This is a genomic window from Pseudoflavonifractor phocaeensis (genome assembly GCF_021531375.1).
GTDB lineage: Bacteria > Bacillota > Clostridia > Oscillospirales > Oscillospiraceae > Lawsonibacter > Lawsonibacter phocaeensis_B.
On sequence record NZ_JADYTU010000014.1, the window covers coordinates 15,426 to 34,977 of the forward strand.

Consider the following 19,552-nt stretch of genomic DNA (forward strand, 5'->3'; position numbering starts at 1 on the left):
CTATCAATACAGGTTGTCGTAAATTTCCTGATAGCGTTCGTAGGGGGAGAAGCGGTCGTTGTCGGTGGCGCTCTCCTTGGGCAGATATTCCGCCAGACCGGCGCTCTGGAGGTTCTGGATCAGGCTGCGGCACAGGGAGTAGCGGCCCTTGGCGTAAGCCTCGTCGATCTGCCAGAACCAGTCCATGGCCTGGAGGCTCTTTTCCTTGGCTTCCACCTGCTGAAGCAGGGTGGTCTTTTCCGACTGGCGGTCCTGAGCGGCCTGCTGGAGCTGCTGTTCCAGCTGCGCCACCTGCTCCTTCAGCGCTTCGTTCTCCTTATACAGGTTGTCCAGAGACTGGACGGCGGAGACGGACTGCTGCAGATTGTCGATCTGCTCCTGATTCTCCTGCTGCAGGATCTCGTGCTGCCGCCGCTCCATGACGAAGGTGAACAGCAGCAGGACAAATGCCGCCGCGAACAGGATGGTGATATACTGAAAGACGGACCGCTGCCGGCGCTTCTGCTGGTTCCGGGCGGAGCGGCGCTCCCCATGGGGCGTCTGCTTGGGAGCGGGCCCGGTCTCCGGGGTGGAGGCGGGGGTCTGGTTTTCCTCACTCATGGCTGGGCACCTCCCCTCTGTTCAGGCTCTGGAGCAGGGCCAGCAGACCCTCCAGGTCCTGGTCGTTGTAGTATTCCAGCTCGATCCGGCCCTTTTTGCCCTTGTGGGCGATCTTCACCTTGCGGCCCAGCCGGCCGGACAGGTCCTTTTCCAGCTCGCCCAGGTAGAGGGACAGGTCCGGGCCTTCGGGCTGGGGTTTGTCCTTTTTCTCCTTTTGGAGCGCCTTTACCAGGGCCTCGGTCTGGCGGACGGACAGCTGCCCGTCAATGACCCGCTTGGCGGCTTCGCGCTGGAGGGCGGCGGTGGGAGCGGCCAGGATGGCCCGGGCGTGTCCGGCGGACAGGACGCCCTCCTCCACAAGCTTCAGCAGGTCCTCGGGCAGGGCCAGCAGCCGCAGGGTGTTGGTGATGGCGGGACGGGACTTTCCCATCCGCTGGGCCACCTGCTCCTGGGTCAGGCCGTACTCTTCCATCAGCACCTGATAGCCCCGGGCCTCTTCGGCGGGGTTCAGGTCCTCCCGCTGGAGGTTTTCAATAAGGGCCAGCTCCATTACCTTCCGGTCGTCGGCCTCGATGATGACGGCGGGGACCTCGGTGAGGCCGGCGGCCTTGGCGGCCCGCCAGCGCCGCTCGCCGGCGATGATCTGGTAGTAGCCGGAGGACAGGCGGCGGACGGTCAGGGGCTGGATGATGCCGTGGATGCGGACCGATTCCGTCAGATCGGCCAGAGCGTCCGGGTCAAAACGCTTCCGGGGCTGGTTCAGTCCCGGCTCTACCTGGAAAATGGGCAGGGAGACGGCGCCCTCGCCCTGGGGTTGTAGGTCCGGGTCGCCCAGCAGGGCGTTCAGCCCCCGGCCCAGGCCGTGTTCTATCTTTTGCTTTGCCATGTTGCACCCCTTTACTGAGTTCAAAATATAGGAGTTAAACGCTGCGGCGGGGAACGTTTCACGTGAAACACCGCCGGTATGGACTGCATATGGTTCGCTCCGCCCCGGCGGGCAGAGGTCACTTCTTGGGTCATTTCTTCTCTTTACGCCGCCCTGGGCGGCAGGGGATAGGGGAGGGGGTCAGTTCTTATTGTGAATAGACACGATCTCTGCGGCCAGAGCGGCGTAAGCCTCGGCGCCCCGGGAGTAGGGATCATAGGCGGAGACGGGCTTGCCGTGGCTGGGGGCCTCGGACAGGCGGACGTTCCGGGGAATGACGGTGGCGTAGACCTGGCCGGGGAAGTAGCGCTTGACCTCCTCCGCCACCTGGAGGGACAGGTTGGTCCGGCTGTCAAACATGGTCAGCAGGACCCCTTCTAGAGCCAGCCGGGGGTTCAGCTTCCGCTTCACCAGCCGGACGGTGGCCAGCAGATCGCTGAGGCCCTCCAGAGCGTAGTACTCACACTGGACCGGCACCAGCAGGGTCCCGGCGGCGCACAGGGCGTTGACGGTGAGCAGCTCCAGGGAGGGAGGGCAGTCGATCAGGATGTAGTCATAGCCGGGGGAGAGCAGGTCCAAAGCCCGCTTCAGCAGCTTTTCACGGTCGACCACGCCGATCATCTCAATGCCTGCGCCGGCCAGCGCCTTGTTGGAGGGCAGCACATCGCCGTACTTGGTGGAGACCACCGCCTTTTTCGGGTCGGCCCCGTTGATAAGCACGTCGTAGACGTTGGGGGAGGCGGCGTTTTTGTCCACTCCCATGCCGGAAGTGGCGTTGGCCTGAGGGTCAAAATCGCATAACAGCACCCGCTTGCCCAGCGCGTGCAGGGCGGCGGTGAGGTTGACGGTGGTGGTGGTTTTGCCCACCCCGCCTTTTTGGTTGACAATGGCAATGATCCTGGCCATGGGGCGCCTCCTTTGTTGATCCTGAGCCTGCCCCAAAGGGGGCGTTTGCAAAAAAATATTATATCAACCAACCCATGGCATTTCAACTGTTTTCCCGGTTTTTTCTTGTTTTAAGGTAAAAAAGAGGAACAGGAGATGTTTCACGTGAAACGGCGGCGGTGGGGATCGCCCGACGGAATTGCGAGTGGCTGCCCCCCAGTGGTTCTTGGGCTTCTTTCTGACTGCTCAGAAAAACGTTCCCCGCAGGGTGAAATTCCCCTCCCCGTATTCGTCATAGCCTTCCTGAACGGTCCAATGGAGGCAACGGGACCGGGAAGAAAAGAAAAAACCGCGCGTCCTGATCCGGACGCGCGGGGCGGGAGGGAGGAGAGAGGGGTTAGGGGGCGGATCTGCGGGGAATCTGAATGGTGAGCAGAATGGCGTCTTCGGTGTCCTTGCGCTGACACTGGGCGTCCACGCCGGCGGAGCGCATCAGATCCAAACTGCGGGTGATGGTATTCAGGAACAAGCGAACATCCTTTACAATGAAGGTGGGACGGCGGTTTCCGGCCTTGGGCTGGGCGGAGAGCATGGCCTCCACCAGCGCCTCGGTCTGGGCTACGGTGAGGGAGCCCTCGGTGACCTGGAGGGCCGCCTTCCGCTGCCGCTCCGGGTCCTCCAGCCGCAGCAGGGCCCGGGCATGGCGCTCGGAGCAGCCCCCGTCCCGCAGACGGGCCAGTACATCGGAGGGCAGCTTCAGCAGCCGCAGCTTGTTGGCCACGGCGGATTGGCTCTTGCCCAGACGGCGGGCCACCTCCTCCTGGGAGAGATGATAGGTGTCCAGCAGACGGCGCAGAGCCAAGGCCTCTTCCCAGAAATCCAGGTCCCGGCGCTGGAGGTTTTCCACCAGAGCCAGAAGAGAGGAGGATTGGCTGTCCGTCTGGACGGACAGGCAGGGGACCTGGGCCAGGCCCGCCAGCCGGGCCGCCCGAAGCCGGCGCTCGCCGGCCACCAGCTCCCAGCCGCCGTTCCGGCGGCGGACGGTCAAAGGCTGGAGCACCCCCAGGGTCTGGATGGAGGCGGCCAGCTCCTCCAGCTCCGGTTGGGAGAACCGCTTCCGGGGCTGGTCCGGGTTGGGCACGATGTCGTCTACCGGCAAAAACAGCACCCGTCCCGTGTCAAAGATCCCTTTCTTGGTCAGCAGTCCCATGGCCTGCCCCTCCTTTCACCGGCTGCTTGTCCATAGTTTACCATATTATGGAAAATATTCCGTCGAAATACCGGAGGTGGAAAAAATTTTTTGACGGACCGGTCAGGGGGAGGACCAAAAGCCGGCGCGCGTACCGTCAAATTTATGAAATTTCCATAATGAAGTGAAAAATATCTTGTCCGGGCTTGTAAGAAAAGAGAAAATACAGTATAATGGAGCACAGAGAGAAAAGGAAGAGGATCGGGGGAGAGTCCCCCAGGCACCCGCGGTCAGCGGTCCCGCAGAATGGGCGGGCCGAGGCCGCTTTGTTGTCTCCCCGTCCGCCCCGGCGGCAGGGAAATGAGGAAGGAGAGATCGCATGAAATCGAAGAAGCTACCTCTGGCATTTTGGATCTTTATTGGTCTGGTGGTGGGCGTTGCGGCCGGCCTGATCTTTATGGTCATACCAGGCGGCGTGGACATCGCCAAGAGCTACGTCAAACCCTGGGGCACGATCTTCCTGAACCTGCTGAAGTTCATCGTGGTACCCATCGTCCTGTTTTCCATCGCCTCGGGCGTCATCTCCATGCAGGACATCAGCAAAGTGGGCTCTGTGGGCGGCAAGACCGTGATCTATTACATGTGTACCACCGCCTTTGCCGTGATCCTGGCCCTGATCCTGTCCAGCGCGGCCAAGGCGCTGCACCTGTTCGCCCCTCTGGCTACCACCGGACTGGAGTACACACCCCCTGAGGGCCAGAGTCTGATGAGCACCATCGTCAACATCTTCCCCTCCAACCCCATTACCCCCCTGGCTAACGCCACCATGCTCCAGGTCATCGTCATCTCCCTGCTCATCGGCTTCGGCATTTTGCTGGCCGGAGAGAAGGGTCTGGTGGCCGCCCAGGTGGTGGACAGCTTCAACGAGGTGTCCATGAAGATCATGGACCTGATCATCAAACTGTCCCCCTTCGGCGTGGCCTGCCTGATCTGCCCGGTGGTGGCGGAAAACGGCCCCGAGGTCCTGGGCAAGCTGGCCATGGTGCTGCTGGTGGCCTATGTGGGCTATGCGGTCCACGCCATCGTGGTCTACTCCACCACGGTGCGGGCTCTGGGCGGGGTGTCCCCCCTGGCGTTCTTCAAGGGCATGGCCCCCGCCATGATGATGGCCTTCTCCTCCGCCTCCTCGGTGGGCACCCTGCCCTTTACCCTGGAGTGCTCCGAGCGCCTGGGCGCCCGGTGTGAGGTGGCCTCCTTCGTGCTGCCCCTGGGCGCCACCATCAATATGGACGGCACCGCCATCTACCAGGGCGTGTGCGCCGTCTTTATCGCCTCCTGCTACGGCATTGATCTGACCATCGGCCAGATGGCTACCATCGTCCTCACCGCCACCCTGGCCTCCATCGGCACCGCCGGCGTCCCCGGCGCGGGCATGGTCATGCTGGCCATGGTGCTCCAGAGCGTCAACATCCCTGTGGAGGGCATCGCCCTGGTAGCCGGCATCGACCGGATCTTCGACATGGGCCGTACCACCATCAACATCACCGGCGACGCCGCCTGTGCCGTCATTATCTCCAAGCTGGAGGACCGAAAGGCCGCCCGTACCAGCGGCGCGCTGCAGTAAATCCAGGCTTTTTGCAAATGATTCCGGAATAGCGGCAGGGCGGCGGCGAACTCGCCAGCCGTTCCGAAACCAGGACGCCGTGGGAGCTTTGTCAGGGCTGGCCCCCGGCGGAATGTGGGAGCTTGGCGGCGAACTCGTCAAGCATCCCGGGACAAAAAGCGTCGGGCTGGGCCTTGGGTGGCGGCCCGGCGCTTTACTTGTTCAGCAGGTCACGGAGCCGCTGACGGAACTTGTCAAGCGTCTTCGCTCATTAGCGAGTAGCAAGAGCAGGAGCCGTTTGGCCTCCTGCGCCTGCTGCACAAGCAATTCGCTTGTGTTTAGCATGGGTAAAGGGCTGCGCCCGCAAGGCGCGGCCCTTTTTATCTGTCAAACAAGAAAAAGCTGCGGTCCGGAGAAAAACGCGGTTTGCCGCAGTGGATCCGCTGTCCGCCCGATGGAGGACAGTCGGCATGACTGCGAGCCCCAGCTCTGCGTGGTTTGTTTGACCGGCGGAAAACACGGTGGCGGATTTTATCCGCGGGCGGAGAAAACGGCCGTTTTTTGCCCCGGAAGGGGATGCGCGGGATAGTGACGGAAAATTTGAAAGAATATGGAAAAAAACCGGGAAAATTTTTTGAAAAAGGGATTGCAGGGCAAGAAAATTTTTTGTAGAATGGATGCGTATCGTTTCAGACTGCGTGGCCCGAATCTTCCGGGCCATTGTCATTTTCGTGGAAGGACGGAAGAGAAATATGGAGCTTCTCAAGCAGCGCATCCGGCAGGATGGCACCGTGAGAGGGACCGACGTGCTGAAGGTGGACAGCTTTCTGAACCACCAGATGGACGTGGCCCTGTTCGAAGAGATCGGCAAGGAATTCAAGCGGCGCTTTGAGGGCTGCGGCGTGAACAAGATCTTGACCATCGAGGCGTCAGGCATCGGGATCGCCTGTGTCGCGGCCCAGTCGTTCCGCTGCCCCGTGGTCTTTGCCAAGAAGAGCCAGAGTAAGAACATCACCGGCGAGGTGTACGCCACCAAGGTGGAGTCTTTTACCCACGGCAAAGTTTACGACGTCATCGTGTCCAAGAAGTTCCTGGGTCCGGAGGACAAGGTGCTTATCATCGACGACTTTTTGGCCAACGGCGCGGCACTGGAGGGACTGATGGATCTGGTGAACCAGGCCGGAGCCCAGCTGGTGGGTGCGGGCATCGTCATTGAGAAGGCCTTCCAGCCCGGCGGCGACCGCATCCGTGCCCGGGGCATTCGGGTGGAATCCTTGGCCCGGATCAAGTCCATGTCCGAGGAAAACGGAGTGGAATTTGTAGATTAAGCTAGAGAATTTTCCACAGCTGGCCAGGGATTCCACGGGGCCCCGCCGCAGGTGGGGCGGCCGGCAGGCCGTAAATTCGAAGACGCGAAGCGGCGGAGAATTTCCGCAAGGGCGGATTCATTCCGCCCGAGGATTAAAAAAACGGGTACCCGCAAAATCAAAGATTTTGTGGGAAATCTTTGGCCCGTATCAAGTCCATGTCCGAGGAAAACGGAGTGGAATTTGTGGATTAAGATTAAAACCGTGTCATTCGGTTTTAATATAAAAGGTAAGCGATCCAAGGAATGAAAAGATCCAACCAACCAAAACTAAGGAGGACAACCAAGTTATGAAGAAGATCCTTGCAATGGTCATGGCTATGGCCATGGTGCTGTCTCTGGCCGCCTGCGGCGGCGGTGACAAGCCCAGCACGTCCGCCGGCTCCGCCGCTTCCGGCGCTGCCAGCTCCGGCGCCGCCGGCACCAGCGACGCCGCCGATTTCAAGGTGGGTGCCATCTATATCAACAGCAAGAACGACACCGCCGGCTACACCTACGCCCACCATCACGGCATCACCACCGCCATGGAGGAGCTGGGCATGGATCCCGCCACTCAGCTGGTGATCCAGGACGAGATCCCCGAGGATGAGCAGCAGGTGCTGACCGCCATCGACACCCTGGTGGGCGAGGGCGCCAACATCATCTTCGGCATCTCCTTCGGCTATATCGACGCCATGGAGAAGGCCGCCGCCGAGTACCCCGACGTGGTGTTCTCCCACGCCACCGGCTATAAGTGCAACGACACCAACTTCAACAACTACTTCGGCCGTGCCTATCAGGCCCGCTACCTGGCCGGCATCGCCGCCGGTCTGAAGAGCCTGGAGACCGGCAACAACAACATCGGCTATGTGGCCGCCTACGGCACCGAGTACGCCGAGACCTGCTCCGGCATCAACGGCTTCGCTCTGGGCGCCCAGTCCGTCAACCCCGACGCCAAGGTCTATGTGAAGAAGCTGGGCGCCTGGGCCGACGAGGTCAACGAGTCCGCCTTCGCCAAGGAGCTGATCGACAGCTACAAGTGCGGCGTCATCTCCCAGCACTGTGACTCCGCCCAGCCCCAGATCGCTGCCCAGGACGCCGGCGTGTTCGGCTGCGGCTACAACTCCGACATGACCGCCGACGCCCCCAACGCCCACCTGACCGCCGCCATCTGGAACTGGAACGTGTACTACCGCACCGCCATTGAGGCCGCCATGACCTGTGGCGACGCCTCCAACTACGTCTCCACCCTGGGCTCCGGCGCCTGGTACGGCGGCCTGAAGGAGGGCTTCGTGGACGTGTCCCCCCTGAACGAGGCCACCTGTGCCGCCGGCACTCAGGAAGCCATCGACGCCGTCAAGGAGCTCATCATCTCCGGCGAGTGGGACGTGTTCTCCGGCGTGAAGCTGCACATCACCGTGGCTGACGGCGCCGCCACCGTGGAGAAGGCCGACGAGGCTCTGGTGGACAACACCGGCGCTGAGATCGTGGCCGCCGGCGGCCCCTCCGTGGAGGACAGCGTCATCACCGGCACCATGAACTACTTCGTGGCCGGCGTGGAAGAGGCCTGACCCCTTTCGTCCCCCCACAAAACGCGAGACCCGAACACCGGGCCGGCTGGTCATCCGGCCGGCCCGGTTTGGTTTTTGCTCCCTGGGCCGGGAGGCCCGGCCCGGAGAGGAAAGACCAAATGAGAACATAGAGGGCGGGCAGCTAAGGACCGCCCCTGCCGAATTTCACAGAAAAGGAGAGAAGGCCATGCCGGAACAGTACGCCATTGAGATGCGGGGCATCACCAAGGCTTTTGGCAGCGTGGTGGCCAACAGGGACGTGAATCTGACCCTGCGTCAGGGGGAGATCCTGGCGCTGCTGGGGGAGAACGGCTCGGGCAAGACCACCCTGATGAACATGCTCTCGGGCATTTACAAGCCGGACCGGGGGGAGATCCTGGTGGACGGGAAGGTCGTGTCCATCGACTCCCCGGAGGACGCCAAGCGGCTGGGCATCGGCATGGTCCACCAGCACTTCAAGCTGGTGGATGTGTTCTCCGCCGCCGACAATATCTGGATGGGCCGGGAGAAGTCCGGCTTCACCCTGAAGCGGGAGCGCTACGCCGAGATTGGGGAGATGGCCAAAAAGTTCGGCTTTGACATCGACCCCGAGAAAAAGGTCCGGAACATGGCCGTTTCCGAAAAGCAGACTCTGGAGATCATCAAGGTGCTGTACTACGGGGCCAAGGTCATCATCCTGGACGAGCCCACCGCCGTGCTGACGGTCCAGGAGATCGAAAAGCTCTTCGGGGTGCTGCGCCGCATGAAGGAGGAAGGCCACTCCATCATCATCATCACCCACAAGCTCAACGAGGTGCTGGAGATCTCCGACCGGGTGGCCATCCTGCGCAAGGGCGAGTATATCACCACCGTCAACACCGCCGACACCAACGAGCAGGAGCTGACCGAGTGGATGGTGGGGCGGAAGGTGGATCTGAACATCGACCGCCCGGTGGTGGAAAAGACCCGGCCCCTGCTGGAGATCCGGGACCTGACCATCAAAAACGACGAGGGCGCTCTGGCCATCGACCATGTGAACTTCTACATCCGGGGCGGCGAGATCCTGGGCGTGGCGGGCATCGCCGGCTGCGGCCAGAAGGAGCTGTGCGAGGCAATTGCCGGGCTGCGGCCTATCCAGTCCGGTCTGATGATCCACAAGGGCGACAACATCGTGGGCCTGTCCCCCAAGGCCATTCTGGAAAAGGGCATCTCCATGTCCTTCATCCCCGAGGACCGGCTGGGCATGGGCCTGGCTCCCTCCCTGTCCATCACGGACAATATGATCCTGAAAAACTATACTGAGGCCAGGGGCCCCTTCGTGGACCGGAAGGGGGGACGGGAGGACGCCCGGCGGGTCATTGAGGAGCTGGAGGTGGTCACCCCCTCCACCGAGACTCCGGTGCGCCGCCTGTCCGGCGGCAATGTCCAGAAGGTGCTGCTGGGCCGGGAGATCAAGGCCGGACCCAACGTCATCGTCACCGCCTACCCGGTGCGGGGCCTGGACATCAACTCCTCCTACGCCATCTATAACATTCTCAACCAGCAGAAGGAGGCCGGGGTAGGCATCCTCTTCGTGGGCGAGGATCTGGACGTGATGCTGGCCCTGTGCGACAAGATCATGGTGCTGTGCCACGGCCGGGTCATGGGCGTGGTCCACGCCCACAAGACCAGCAAGGAGGAGCTTGGCCTGATGATGACCGGCGCCCTGGACCTGACCAACAAATATGAGGACAAGCCCGCAGGCTATGCCCGGGACACCAACATCACCGACGAGGAGCTCCGGGAGCTGGAGCGCCGGGAAGGGGAGGAGGAGCAGCCGTGAGATTTCATGTGGTAAAGCGGGACAACTGCCCCCTGTGGAAAAAGCTGTGCCTCTATGTCCTGGCGGTGGCCGCCGCTCTGGGGCTGGGGGCCCTGGTGCTGCTGGCCCTGGGGGTGGATCCGGTCTCCTACTATTACCGGATGTTCACCATGGGCATGGTGGGCAACAAGATCGCCTACAAGACCTTTGAAAACTACCTGAAGGTCTTCGTCCCCCTGGCCCTGACCTCGGTGGCCCTGTCCCTGGCCTTTAAGATGCGATTCTGGAACATCGGCGGCGAGGGCCAGTTCATCCTGGGCGCCATCGCCGCCGCCACCGTGGCCTTCAAGCTGGGGCCCGTCCTGCCCGGGGCGGTGACGCTGCTGCTGATGTGCCTGTCCGCCATGCTGCTGGCCGGCCTGTACGGCGCTTTCGTGGCGGTGCTGAAGGTGAAGTTCGGCACCAACGAGACGCTGATGACCCTGATGCTCAACTACATTGCCCTGTATATCCTCACCTTCCTGGGAGAGGCCAAGGCCGACTGGAACTTCTATCTGGACCCCAACTCGGTGCGGCCCATCTTCGCCAGCTTTTCTGACATCGTGACCTTCCCCAAGATCCCTCTGGTGGGCAAGTTCGGACTGAACGTGTGCGTTCTCTTTACCTTGGTCATTGGCGTGCTGGTCTTTGTCTATCTGAAATACACCAAGCATGGCTATGAGATCGCTGTTGTGGGTGACAGCGTGGGCACCGCCCACTACGCCGGTATGAAGGTGAATGCCATTGTGCTGCGGACCGTGTTCCTGTCCGCCTGCCTCATCGGCCTGGCCGCCGCCTTCAAGGTGGGCACCGCCGGCATCCTGTCCACCGCCATCACCGACGACGTGGGCTGGACGGGCATCATCGTAGCCTGGCTGTCCCAGATGAACACCGCCATCATCTTCCTGGTGTCCGCCCTTATCTCCATGCTGCGGTACGGCTCCACCGTCGCCGCCGCCACCTTCTCCCAGGTGGACTCCAGCTTTGCCAACATGCTCCAGGGCTCCATCCTGTTCCTGGTGCTGGCCGCCGATTTTTACACCCGGTTCCGGGTGGTTCCCGTGCAGAAAGGGGGAAAAACCAATGGAAATGGATAAGTTGGGCGTGGTCACCACCTTTATCCACAACATCGTGGTCTACAACATCCCGCTGCTGTATGGCACAGTGGGCGAGATCGTGGTGGAGAAGTCGGGCAGTCTGAATCTGGGCGTGGAGGGCATCATGGCCGTGGGCGCCATCTTCGGCTATATCATCGGCTGCTACGCCAACAGCATCGCCGTGGGCATCCTCACCGCCTTCGCCTTCGGGGCTTTGTGCGGCCTGCTCTTTGCCGTTCTCACCGTATCCCTCCAGGCCAACCAGAACATTACCGGCCTGACCCTGACCACCTTCGGTCTGGGCGTCTATTTCTTCGTGGGCAACGGTCTGAAGGCGGTGGCTTGGCCCGCCATGAACGACTACTCTGGGATTAAGAACGGCTTTGCCGACATCGCCATCCCCGGCCTGTCCCAGATCCCCGTCCTGGGCCGTGGACTGTTCTCCCACAACGTGCTGGTCTATCTCGGCGTGGCCATCGCGCTGGTCATGTGGTGGTATCTGAACCGCACCGCCCCCGGTCTGCGGCTGCGCTCCGTGGGCGAGAACCCCGGCGCCGCCGATTCGGTGGGCATCAACGTGAAGCGGTACAAGTATATCCACATCTGCCTGGGCTGCGGCATCATGGGCATCGGCGGCTACTACATGGGCCTGAACATGTCCGGCTCCTTCAACAGCAGCTGCTGGATCAACGGCTACGGCTGGATCGCGGTGGCCCTGGTCATTTTCGCCAACTGGAATCCCGCCCTGGCCATCCTGGGCACCTTTGTTTTCGGCTTCTTCAACACCCTGCGGGTGTCGGGCTCCAGCTTGGCCGCCGCCTTCCCCGGCCCTCTGGGCTGGCTGGCTGCCATCCCCACCCAGCTGTACCAGGCCCTGCCCTTTATCATCACCGCCATTGTCCTGGTGGTCACCTCGGTGCGGAAACGGGAGGGCTCCGGCCTGCCCGCCGCGCTGGGACTGAACTACTTCCGCGAGGAGCGGTAACTGCAACAAAAAAGCCTGACCGGATGCGGTCAGGCTTTTTTTGCGCGGAAATCACCGTATTCTCCCGGGCCCCTTGCAGTCATAACCGCCGCCTGTCCCTCATAGGATGTGGGTGCAAGTCATACACAGGACAAGGAGTGGTACCATGAGAGAAAGCCGGCGATACCTGACCGCCCTGCGCCGGGGGGTGGCCCTGGGACTGGTGCTGGCGGCCCTGTGGGGAGCGGGACAGCTGGCGGGGTTCTCCGGGCTGGGGGACAGGCTGGCCTCACTGGGACGGGCCCCCGGCCTGACCCGGGCCCTGCTGGCCCGCCAACTGGGTCCGCTGCCTGGGGAACGGACCGACGCGCTGGAGGGCTGGGGACGGCTGCTCCTGGGCCAGTCCCCTCTGCTGGCCGCCGGGGAGGAGGAGGTCCTCCGGCTGCGGGAGGGCGGCGGCGGGAGCCAGGACGCCTCCGACCCAGCGGTGCGGGATGAGGACAGCGACGACCAGGAGGAACCCCAGCTCCGGCCCCAGACTGGCGAGGACGGCGTGGTGGAGATGACTGCCCGAGGCAAGGCGGAAGGAAAATACCTTTACAGCCAGGGCGTGTATCTGTATAACCGCACCGACTTTGATCTGGACGCCTCGGTGCTGGCCCAGGGAACGGTAGACGTGGCTCTGGGGGAGGGGCCCCAGATCCTCATTGTCCACACCCACGGCAGCGAGTCCTACGCCCAGACCGACGGGGACGCCTACGAGGAGAGCGACCCCTACCGGACCACCGACTGCACCCACAATGTGGTGAAGGTGGGGGAGGAAATGGCCACCGTGTTCCGGGCCCACGGCTTCCAGGTGATCCACGATACCACGCTGTTCGACTATCCGGCCTACAACGGAGCCTACGACCGCTCCAAAGCGGCGGTGGAGCAGTGGCTGGCGCAGTACCCCACCATCAAGATCGTGCTGGACGTCCACCGGGACGCTTTGGTGGGCTCCGGGGGAGAGGTCTACAAGCTGGTGTCGGAGGAGGCGGGAAAGAAGGTGGCCCAGGTCATGCTGGTGGTGGGCACCAGCGGTTCCGGGGCCGAGCATCCCCGGTGGAAGGACAATCTGGCCTTCGCGGTGAAGCTCCAGCAGGGGCTGACCCGGGGCTATGACAGCCTGGCCCGGCCCATCGTCCTGCGCAACAGCCGCTATAACCAGCAGCTGTCCCCCGGTTCCCTCCTGGTGGAGGTGGGAGGCCACGGGAATACCCTGACAGAGGCCGTGGACGGAGCCCGGCTGTGGGCGGACAACGTGGCCCGGACCCTGCTGGCCATGAAGGCGGGGTAGGGCTGCCGTCCCCCATGGCCGGACAGAAATCAAAGGTCTGTGTTCGACCGGCGGCCAGTATGAAAAAACAGCAAGGCCCGGACGCCAGCTCCAAAGCGTCCGGGCCTTGCCGTTGAAAAAGAGGATTAAAATGAAACGAACTGTCTCTTGCAGATTTTATGATAAAGAAGAGTTATTAAAAAATCCAACGGGAATTGTTACATAAGTTTTAAATCTTCGGACCGGGACTCCGCGGCCGACAGACCGGGCATAAAAGGAGAAAGACCGACGGGATGACCGCCAGCCTTTCAAGAAATTGGAGGATAGAATGAAAAGATGTTCTTGCCTTGCGAGTATTAGTATATCCAAGGGTTATTAAAAAAGTTATCCCCAAATGTTACAAAAGGATTAAATCTTTTTTTGCGGCGTCCACTCCGGCCGGCCCCGGAGGTCCTCGAAAAAGTTCTGGAGGACGGCCTCGCACTCCCGCTCCAGGGGCCCCCGGTAGATGCGGGGCCGGTGGTTGAACCGCTCCTCAAAGAGGTTGAGCACTGAGGCGCAGCACCCCGCCTTCTCGTCCCGGGTCCCGTAGCGCACCGTATCGACGCGGGAATTGATGATGCCGCCGGCGCACATGGGACAGGGCTCCAGGGTGACATACAACGTGCAGCCGTGGAGCCGCCAGCTCCCCGTCCGGGCGCAGGCGTCCCGAATGGCCTCCAGCTCGGCGTGGGCGGTGGCGTCCCCACGCTCCTCCCGGCGGTTCCGGCCCCGGCCGATGACCTGGCCGTCCTTTACGATGACGCAGCCCACGGGGACGTCCCCGTGCTCCGCCGCCTGGCGGGCCAGCTCCAGGGCCAGCCCCATGTAGTATTCGTGGTCCATGCTCCCGCCTCCTTTCTACCTTCACAGTGTAACCCAATCGTTGGGTTTATGCAAGAAGGAAGCATATCCCATACAGCGGCGGCGCCCGTAGGAAGGTGTCCCCGCCGCACAGCGGGCGGCCACATGGGGCCGCCCCAACGGAAAGGCCCGGAGCGCTGCGTGGAAATACGGCTTCCCATGTCTGGCGTGGAAGGGGTAGGGCGGGGGCTTGCCCCCGCCGCCCATCCTAAGAAAATCTTAAAGACTTCTTAATTGTATTTTGCCCTGCCCCCCGGTATACTGTGTGTACTAGAACGATTCATACAGTTTGAGCCAATTTGAACCGGCGGCCCAGACCGCCGGGATATCGGGAAGGAGGGACTTCCGTGCTCAATTTAGATTACCGGGACGCCCGCCCCATATACGAGCAGGTCAAGGACGGCCTGCGCCGGCTGGTGGTGACCGGGGTGATTCAGGAAGGGGAGAAGCTGCCCTCGGTGCGGACCATGGCCAGCTCCCTGGCCATCAATCCCAACACCATCCAGCGGGCCTACGAGGCTCTGGAGGCGGAGGGCTATCTCTGTTCTGTTCCGGGGAAGGGGTCCTTTGCCGCTCCCCACACGGGGGTGGATCAGGGGCGAAAGAAAGAACTGCTCCAGGTCTTTGACCAGACGGCGGCGGAGCTGCTGTTTCTGGGCGTGGACGGGGAGGCGCTGTGGGCCCGCATCCGGGCCATGGAAGGGGGAGAGGCGCAATGATCCAGGTGAACAACGTGGTCAAGACCTTCGAGGGCTTCAAGGCTCTGGACGGCCTGTCCATGAAGGTAAAGAAGGGCTCCATCTACGGGCTGGTGGGCCCCAACGGCGCGGGCAAGTCCACCATCCTGCGGCACATCACCGGGGTGTACCGCCCCGATTCCGGCTCCGTTCTGGTGGACGGCCAGTCGGTGTATGAAAACCCGGCGGTGAAGGCCAAGATCGCCGTCATCCCCGATGAGCTGTACTACTTCGCCTCCGCCTCCACCCGGGACATGATGAAGTTCTACCGGGGGCTGTATCCCAAGTTTGACGACAGGCGGTACCAGGCGCTGAAGGAGGCCTTTCCCGAGGTGGACGAGCGTCAGCCCATCCGCCGGCTGTCCAAGGGGATGCAGAAGCAATCGGCCTTCTGGCTGGCCCTGTGCTGCAACCCCGAGCTGCTGGTGCTGGACGAGCCGGTGGACGGCCTGGACCCGGTGATGCGGCGGCAGGTCTGGTCCCTGCTCATGGGAGACGTGGCCCAGCGGGGGACCACCGTGCTGGTCTCCTCCCACAACCTGCGGGAGCTGGAGGATGTGTGCGACCATGTGGGCATCCTGTCCCACGGCAAGGTGCTGCTGGAGCGGTCCCTCACCGACCTGCAGGACAACGTGGTCAAGCTCCAGGCGGCCTTCGCCCAGCCTGAGCCGCCCCAGCTGCCCCATGACATGAACATCCTCCACACCTCCCAGGTGGGCCGGGTGTATACCTACATCGTCCGGGGCAACCCGGCGGAGATCAAGAGCCGGATGGCGGCCCTCAGCCCCATTTTGCTGGAGGTCCTGCCCCTGTCCCTGGAGGAGATCTTTATTTACGAATTGGGAGGTGAGGACTATGGGGTCCGCGACATCGTTCTTTAATTCCACCCTCTACCGCAAGACCATGGCCCGGTTCTGGCCCCTGTGGGCCCTGTACGGGGTGGTCTGGCTCTTTGCCGTCCCGCTGAACCTGATGAACGGCTACTTCCAGAGCATCCGCTGGGGCTGGACCGTGTCCGAAGCCCAGGAACAGCTGCTGGACCAGGCCCTGGATCTGCCCGGCTGCCTGGAGCTGGGGCTGTTCCTGTCCCTGGTCTGCGGAGTTCTGGCGGCCATGGCGGTGTTTGGCTACCTGTATAACAACCGCGCCGCCTGCACCATCCACGCCCTGCCCGTGCGGCGGGAGGCCCTGTTCTGGTCCAACTACCTGGCGGGGCTCAGCTTCCTGCTGCTGCCCCAGCTGGCGGCGGCCCTGATGGGTGCGGCGGTGGAGCTGGCGCTGCTGCCCTCCCAGTCCTGGGGCCAGGCCCTGTCCGCCCTGGGCACCCTGCTGCTGGTCCAGAGTGGCACCGCACTGTTCTTCTTCTCCTTTGCTGCCTTCTGCGCCATGTTTACCGGACACCTTCTGGCGCTGCCCGCCTTTTACGGCATCCTGAATGGGCTGGTGTTCACCGTCTACTTTCTGATCTCCGCCCTCATGGACCTGTTCTTTTTCGGCTATCCGGGCATGCGGGCGGAAGGCCCCCTGGTCCGGTATCTGACCCCGGTGTACGCCTTGATGGAGGCCTGTGGGTGGCAGACGGTTTACAGCGACTCCGGGGAGGCGGTGGTCCGCAGTCTGGAGTCCCCCGGTACTGTGGCGGCCTACGCCGCCGCCGGAGTGGTGCTGGCCGTCCTGGCCCTGCTGGTCTACCAGCGCCGCCATGTGGAATCCGCCGGCGACGTGGTGGCCGTCCCCATCGTTCGGCCCATCTTCCGGTACGGGGTGGCGTTCTGTTCCGGACTGTGCTTCGGGGTGGTCACCGCCGCCTTCTTCGATTGGACCGAGGCCCTGCCCATGTCCCTGTGCGTCATCCTCTGGACGGTGGTGGGCTGCTTCGCGGCGGAGATGCTGCTGCGCAAGTCCTTCCGGGTGCTGAGATACTGGAAGCACGCCCTGGCGGCGGCCCTGGCCATGGCCCTGCTGTGCGCCGCCTTCGCGCTGGATTGGTTCGGCATCGAGGACAAGGTGCCCGACGCCGGAGAGGTGGCCTCTCTGACCGTCTACACCGATCTGAGCTACCCCTATGACACCGCCCGGAATCATACCGCGCTGGTGACCGACCGGGAGCAGATCCAGCGGTTCATCGACCTGCACCGGGCCATCCTCCGGGACAAGGACCGGGTGGACCGGGACAGCTATGTCTACCAGCCGGGAGAGGAGTACATCTATATCCGGCTGGACTATACACTCAATACCGGCGCTACCCTGGAACGCTACTACTCATCCATTCCCGTTTACCAGTCCGAGCTTGACCAGGAGGGCTCCGTCACCTGGCAGGTCCAGCGGCTGCTCCAGGACCGGGAGCTGGTGGAGGAGCGCTACGGCTTTGACGATTGCGAGGAGAGCCGTCTGGTGGAGGCCTACCTCACCGACGTGTACCAGCTTCGCGGCGACGGCGCCCGGGAGGAACAGTCCATCCTCTATCTGAACGGAGCCGCGGGGGAGGACCTCCAGGGCCTGTGGCAGGCCGTCCGGGCCGACTTCGACGACGGCACCATCGGGGTGCGCTACCTCTTTGACGACGGGGAACGGCTGGACAACACCTACCGCACCGACCTGACCTTCACGTTTGAAATGACCAGACGGAACAGTAGGGGACAGACGGTGACCAGTCAGCGGGACATGACCATCACCCTCACCCCCAACGCCCAGCGGACCCTGGCCTGGCTGGAGGAGTTCTCCGGCCTGGGGGAGAGCTATGAGCTGCGGCCCCATACCGCCTCTGATGAGAATGAGGAGATGTGGGAAACGGTGGCGCCGGAAGAGGCCGTTGAAGGCATGACTCAGGATTTTTGATCAGGGAAGAAAATACGCACAGGAGACGGCCGCCCGGTGGGCGGCCGTCTCTGTGAAATAGCAGGCTTCCCAAGAGAGGCTGCTGTGAAGAAATGCGGGGTGGCCGGCAGGATAAGACGCTTTATTACATAGAAGCAATAATCTTCATTGCATATTTATAATAATACGTCAACCTCAGGCAGAAACAGTGCCAGATGCCACAAGAATCTTGTTGCTTTTTCATCTGCCCTTCGATATAATTTATCATAAGAGCGGAAGTAAAGGCGTCCCTGTGACGCCAAAACCGAATATTTGGAGGTTTAGACACTATGAAGGAAATCTATGTTGTCAACTGCTGCCGTACTGCCATTGGTTCCTTTGGCGGCTCTCTGAAGGATACCCCCGCCACCGACCTGGGCGCTCTTGTCATCAAGGAAGCCCTGAACCGGGCCGGCGTCAAGCCCGAGCAGGTGGATGAGGTCATGTTTGGCTGCATCCTCACCGCCGGTCTGGGCCAGAACCCCGCCCGCCAGGCCGCCCTGAAGGCCGGCGTGCCCACCTCTGTCCCCGCCTACACCGTGGGCATGGTCTGCGGCTCCGGCATGAAGTCCGTCATCGAGGCCGGCCGCTGCATCGCCTCCGGCGACGCCGACATCATCGTGGCCGGCGGCATGGAGAACATGTCCGCCGCCCCCTACGCCCTGCCTGCCGAGCGCTGGGGCGCCCGCATGGGCGACAAGAAGGTCGTGGATACCATGATCAAGGACGGCCTGTGGGACGCCTTTAACAACTACCACATGGGCACCACCGCCGAGAACATCTGCGACATCTGGGGCATCACCCGCCAGGAGCTGGACGAGTTCGCCGCCTCCTCCCAGAACAAGGCTGAGGCCGCCATCAGCTCCGGCCGCTTCAACGACGAGATCGTCCCCGTGATGGTCAAGAAGAAGAAGGAAATGGTGGAGTTCAAGGTGGACGAGTTCGCCCGCGCCGGCGTCACCGCCGAGGGCATCTCCAAGCTGAAGGGCGCCTTCCCCGTGGGTCCCGAGGGCGTTGAGGACCAGGTGGTCCACACCTTTGAGGTCACCAAGGTCCATGAGGCCGATACCCGCAAGCACGAGCAGCGCGTCACTGCCGCCAACGCCTCCGGCATCAACGACGGCGCCGCCGCCATCATCCTGGCCTCCAAGGAAGCCGTTGAGAAGTACGGCCTGAAGCCCATGGCCAAGCTGGTCTCCTGGGGCCAGGGCGGCGTGGATCCCAAGATCATGGGCGTGGGCCCCGTGCCCGCTTCCCGTCAGGCCATGACCAAGGCCGGTCTGACCATCGAGGACATGGATCTGGTCGAGGCCAACGAGGCCTTTGCCGCCCAGTCCATCGCCGTGGCCCGCGAGCTGAACTTTGACATGAGCAAGGTCAACGTCAACGGCGGCGCCATCGCTCTGGGCCACCCCGTCGGCGCTTCCGGCGCCCGCATCATCGTCACCCTGCTCCACGAGCTGCAGAAGCGTGACGACGCCAAGAAGGGTCTGGCTACCCTGTGCATCGGCGGCGGCATGGGCGTTGCCACCATCTTTGAGAAGTGCTGAGTACATCCCGGCATCAACAGTGATTCTGGAAGGCTCACATAGAATAGCATAGAACAACAGAGAGAGCCCCCGCGGCGTGGCAGCCGCGGGGGCCCTTTGTCTTTACACAGGGCTTTCTGGGATATCAAGACCACACCAACACCGCAGAGACAGCCCTCTGCGGCTGCCCGCCGCGGAAGGAGCCGTCCTCCCC

At 62.5% G+C, this 19,552-nt stretch carries 17 protein-coding genes; 11 read left to right on the forward strand and 6 right to left on the reverse strand.

Annotation, left to right across the window (positions count from 1 at the left end):
• Positions 1-3: 3 nt before the first annotated feature.
• The 4 genes from I6E39_RS06350 to I6E39_RS06365 all read right to left on the reverse strand — a co-directional run bounded on the left by I6E39_RS06350 (position 4) and on the right by I6E39_RS06365 (position 3,620).
• Positions 4-600 (reverse strand): hypothetical protein, encoded by a 597-nt coding sequence (locus I6E39_RS06350; RefSeq protein WP_235380767.1) that lies wholly within the window; start codon positions 598-600, stop codon positions 4-6.
• Positions 593-1,486, reverse strand: coding sequence for a ParB/RepB/Spo0J family partition protein (locus I6E39_RS06355; protein ID WP_235380768.1), 894 nt, complete (start codon positions 1,484-1,486; stop codon positions 593-595). Before I6E39_RS06355 ends, I6E39_RS06350 begins: the two co-directional genes overlap by 8 nt.
• A gap of 180 nt (positions 1,487-1,666) precedes the next feature.
• Positions 1,667-2,431, reverse strand: a complete 765-nt coding sequence (locus I6E39_RS06360) for a ParA family protein (protein ID WP_235380769.1) — start codon at positions 2,429-2,431, stop codon at positions 1,667-1,669.
• Positions 2,432-2,807: 376 nt separating this feature from the next.
• Positions 2,808-3,620 (reverse strand): ParB/RepB/Spo0J family partition protein, encoded by an 813-nt coding sequence (locus I6E39_RS06365; protein WP_235380770.1) that lies wholly within the window; start codon positions 3,618-3,620, stop codon positions 2,808-2,810.
• A 358-nt stretch (positions 3,621-3,978) separates the two neighbouring features.
• Here I6E39_RS06365 and I6E39_RS06370 point away from each other — a divergent pair, with 358 nt between their 5' ends.
• Positions 3,979-5,223 (forward strand): dicarboxylate/amino acid:cation symporter, encoded by a 1,245-nt coding sequence (locus I6E39_RS06370; RefSeq protein WP_235380771.1) that lies wholly within the window; start codon positions 3,979-3,981, stop codon positions 5,221-5,223.
• 250 nt (positions 5,224-5,473) lie between these two features.
• Here the strand turns inward: I6E39_RS06370 and I6E39_RS06375 are convergent, their stop codons facing one another.
• Positions 5,474-5,923, reverse strand: a complete 450-nt coding sequence (locus I6E39_RS06375; protein ID WP_235380772.1) for a hypothetical protein — start codon at positions 5,921-5,923, stop codon at positions 5,474-5,476.
• Between the two features lie 31 nt (positions 5,924-5,954).
• Between I6E39_RS06375 and I6E39_RS06380 the strand changes: the two genes are divergently transcribed.
• The 6 genes from I6E39_RS06380 to spoIIP all read left to right on the forward strand — a co-directional run bounded on the left by I6E39_RS06380 (position 5,955) and on the right by spoIIP (position 13,334).
• Positions 5,955-6,530 carry a xanthine phosphoribosyltransferase gene (locus I6E39_RS06380; RefSeq protein ID WP_235380773.1) on the forward strand — a complete coding sequence of 192 codons (576 nt, stop codon included), beginning with the start codon at positions 5,955-5,957 and terminating at the stop codon, positions 6,528-6,530.
• A gap of 328 nt (positions 6,531-6,858) precedes the next feature.
• Positions 6,859-8,118 (forward strand): BMP family ABC transporter substrate-binding protein, encoded by a 1,260-nt coding sequence (locus tag I6E39_RS06385; protein WP_235380774.1) that lies wholly within the window; start codon positions 6,859-6,861, stop codon positions 8,116-8,118.
• Between the two features lie 187 nt (positions 8,119-8,305).
• On the forward strand, positions 8,306-9,919 hold the full coding sequence (locus I6E39_RS06390) for an ABC transporter ATP-binding protein (RefSeq protein ID WP_235380775.1): 1,614 nt from the start codon (positions 8,306-8,308) through the stop codon (positions 9,917-9,919).
• Complete coding sequence (locus I6E39_RS06395; RefSeq protein ID WP_235380776.1) at positions 9,916-11,034, forward strand: ABC transporter permease; 1,119 nt, start codon at positions 9,916-9,918, stop codon at positions 11,032-11,034. Before I6E39_RS06390 ends, I6E39_RS06395 begins: the two co-directional genes overlap by 4 nt.
• Positions 11,021-12,019, forward strand: coding sequence for an ABC transporter permease (locus tag I6E39_RS06400; protein WP_235380777.1), 999 nt, complete (start codon positions 11,021-11,023; stop codon positions 12,017-12,019). Before I6E39_RS06395 ends, I6E39_RS06400 begins: the two co-directional genes overlap by 14 nt.
• 145 nt (positions 12,020-12,164) lie before the next feature.
• The gene (gene spoIIP, locus I6E39_RS06405; RefSeq protein ID WP_235380778.1) at positions 12,165-13,334 is read left to right on the forward strand and encodes a stage II sporulation protein P; all 1,170 of its coding nucleotides are present in this window, start codon (positions 12,165-12,167) and stop codon (positions 13,332-13,334) included.
• A 387-nt stretch (positions 13,335-13,721) separates the two neighbouring features.
• On the opposite strand, the gene I6E39_RS06410 is transcribed toward spoIIP, so the two are convergent.
• Complete coding sequence (locus tag I6E39_RS06410) at positions 13,722-14,198, reverse strand: nucleoside deaminase (protein ID WP_235380779.1); 477 nt, start codon at positions 14,196-14,198, stop codon at positions 13,722-13,724.
• Between the two features lie 365 nt (positions 14,199-14,563).
• Between I6E39_RS06410 and I6E39_RS06415 the strand changes: the two genes are divergently transcribed.
• The 4 genes from I6E39_RS06415 to I6E39_RS06430 all read left to right on the forward strand — a co-directional run bounded on the left by I6E39_RS06415 (position 14,564) and on the right by I6E39_RS06430 (position 19,359).
• On the forward strand, positions 14,564-14,935 hold the full coding sequence (locus I6E39_RS06415; protein ID WP_235380780.1) for a GntR family transcriptional regulator: 372 nt from the start codon (positions 14,564-14,566) through the stop codon (positions 14,933-14,935).
• Positions 14,932-15,834: an ABC transporter ATP-binding protein gene (locus I6E39_RS06420; RefSeq protein WP_235380781.1), complete on the forward strand. Its 903-nt coding sequence runs from the start codon at positions 14,932-14,934 to the stop codon at positions 15,832-15,834. Before I6E39_RS06415 ends, I6E39_RS06420 begins: the two co-directional genes overlap by 4 nt.
• Positions 15,809-17,791, forward strand: a complete 1,983-nt coding sequence (locus I6E39_RS06425) for a hypothetical protein (RefSeq protein ID WP_235380782.1) — start codon at positions 15,809-15,811, stop codon at positions 17,789-17,791. Before I6E39_RS06420 ends, I6E39_RS06425 begins: the two co-directional genes overlap by 26 nt.
• A gap of 308 nt (positions 17,792-18,099) precedes the next feature.
• Entirely contained in the window at positions 18,100-19,359 is a 1,260-nt protein-coding gene (locus I6E39_RS06430) for an acetyl-CoA C-acetyltransferase (protein WP_235380783.1), read from the forward strand.
• Positions 19,360-19,552 lie beyond the last annotated feature (193 nt).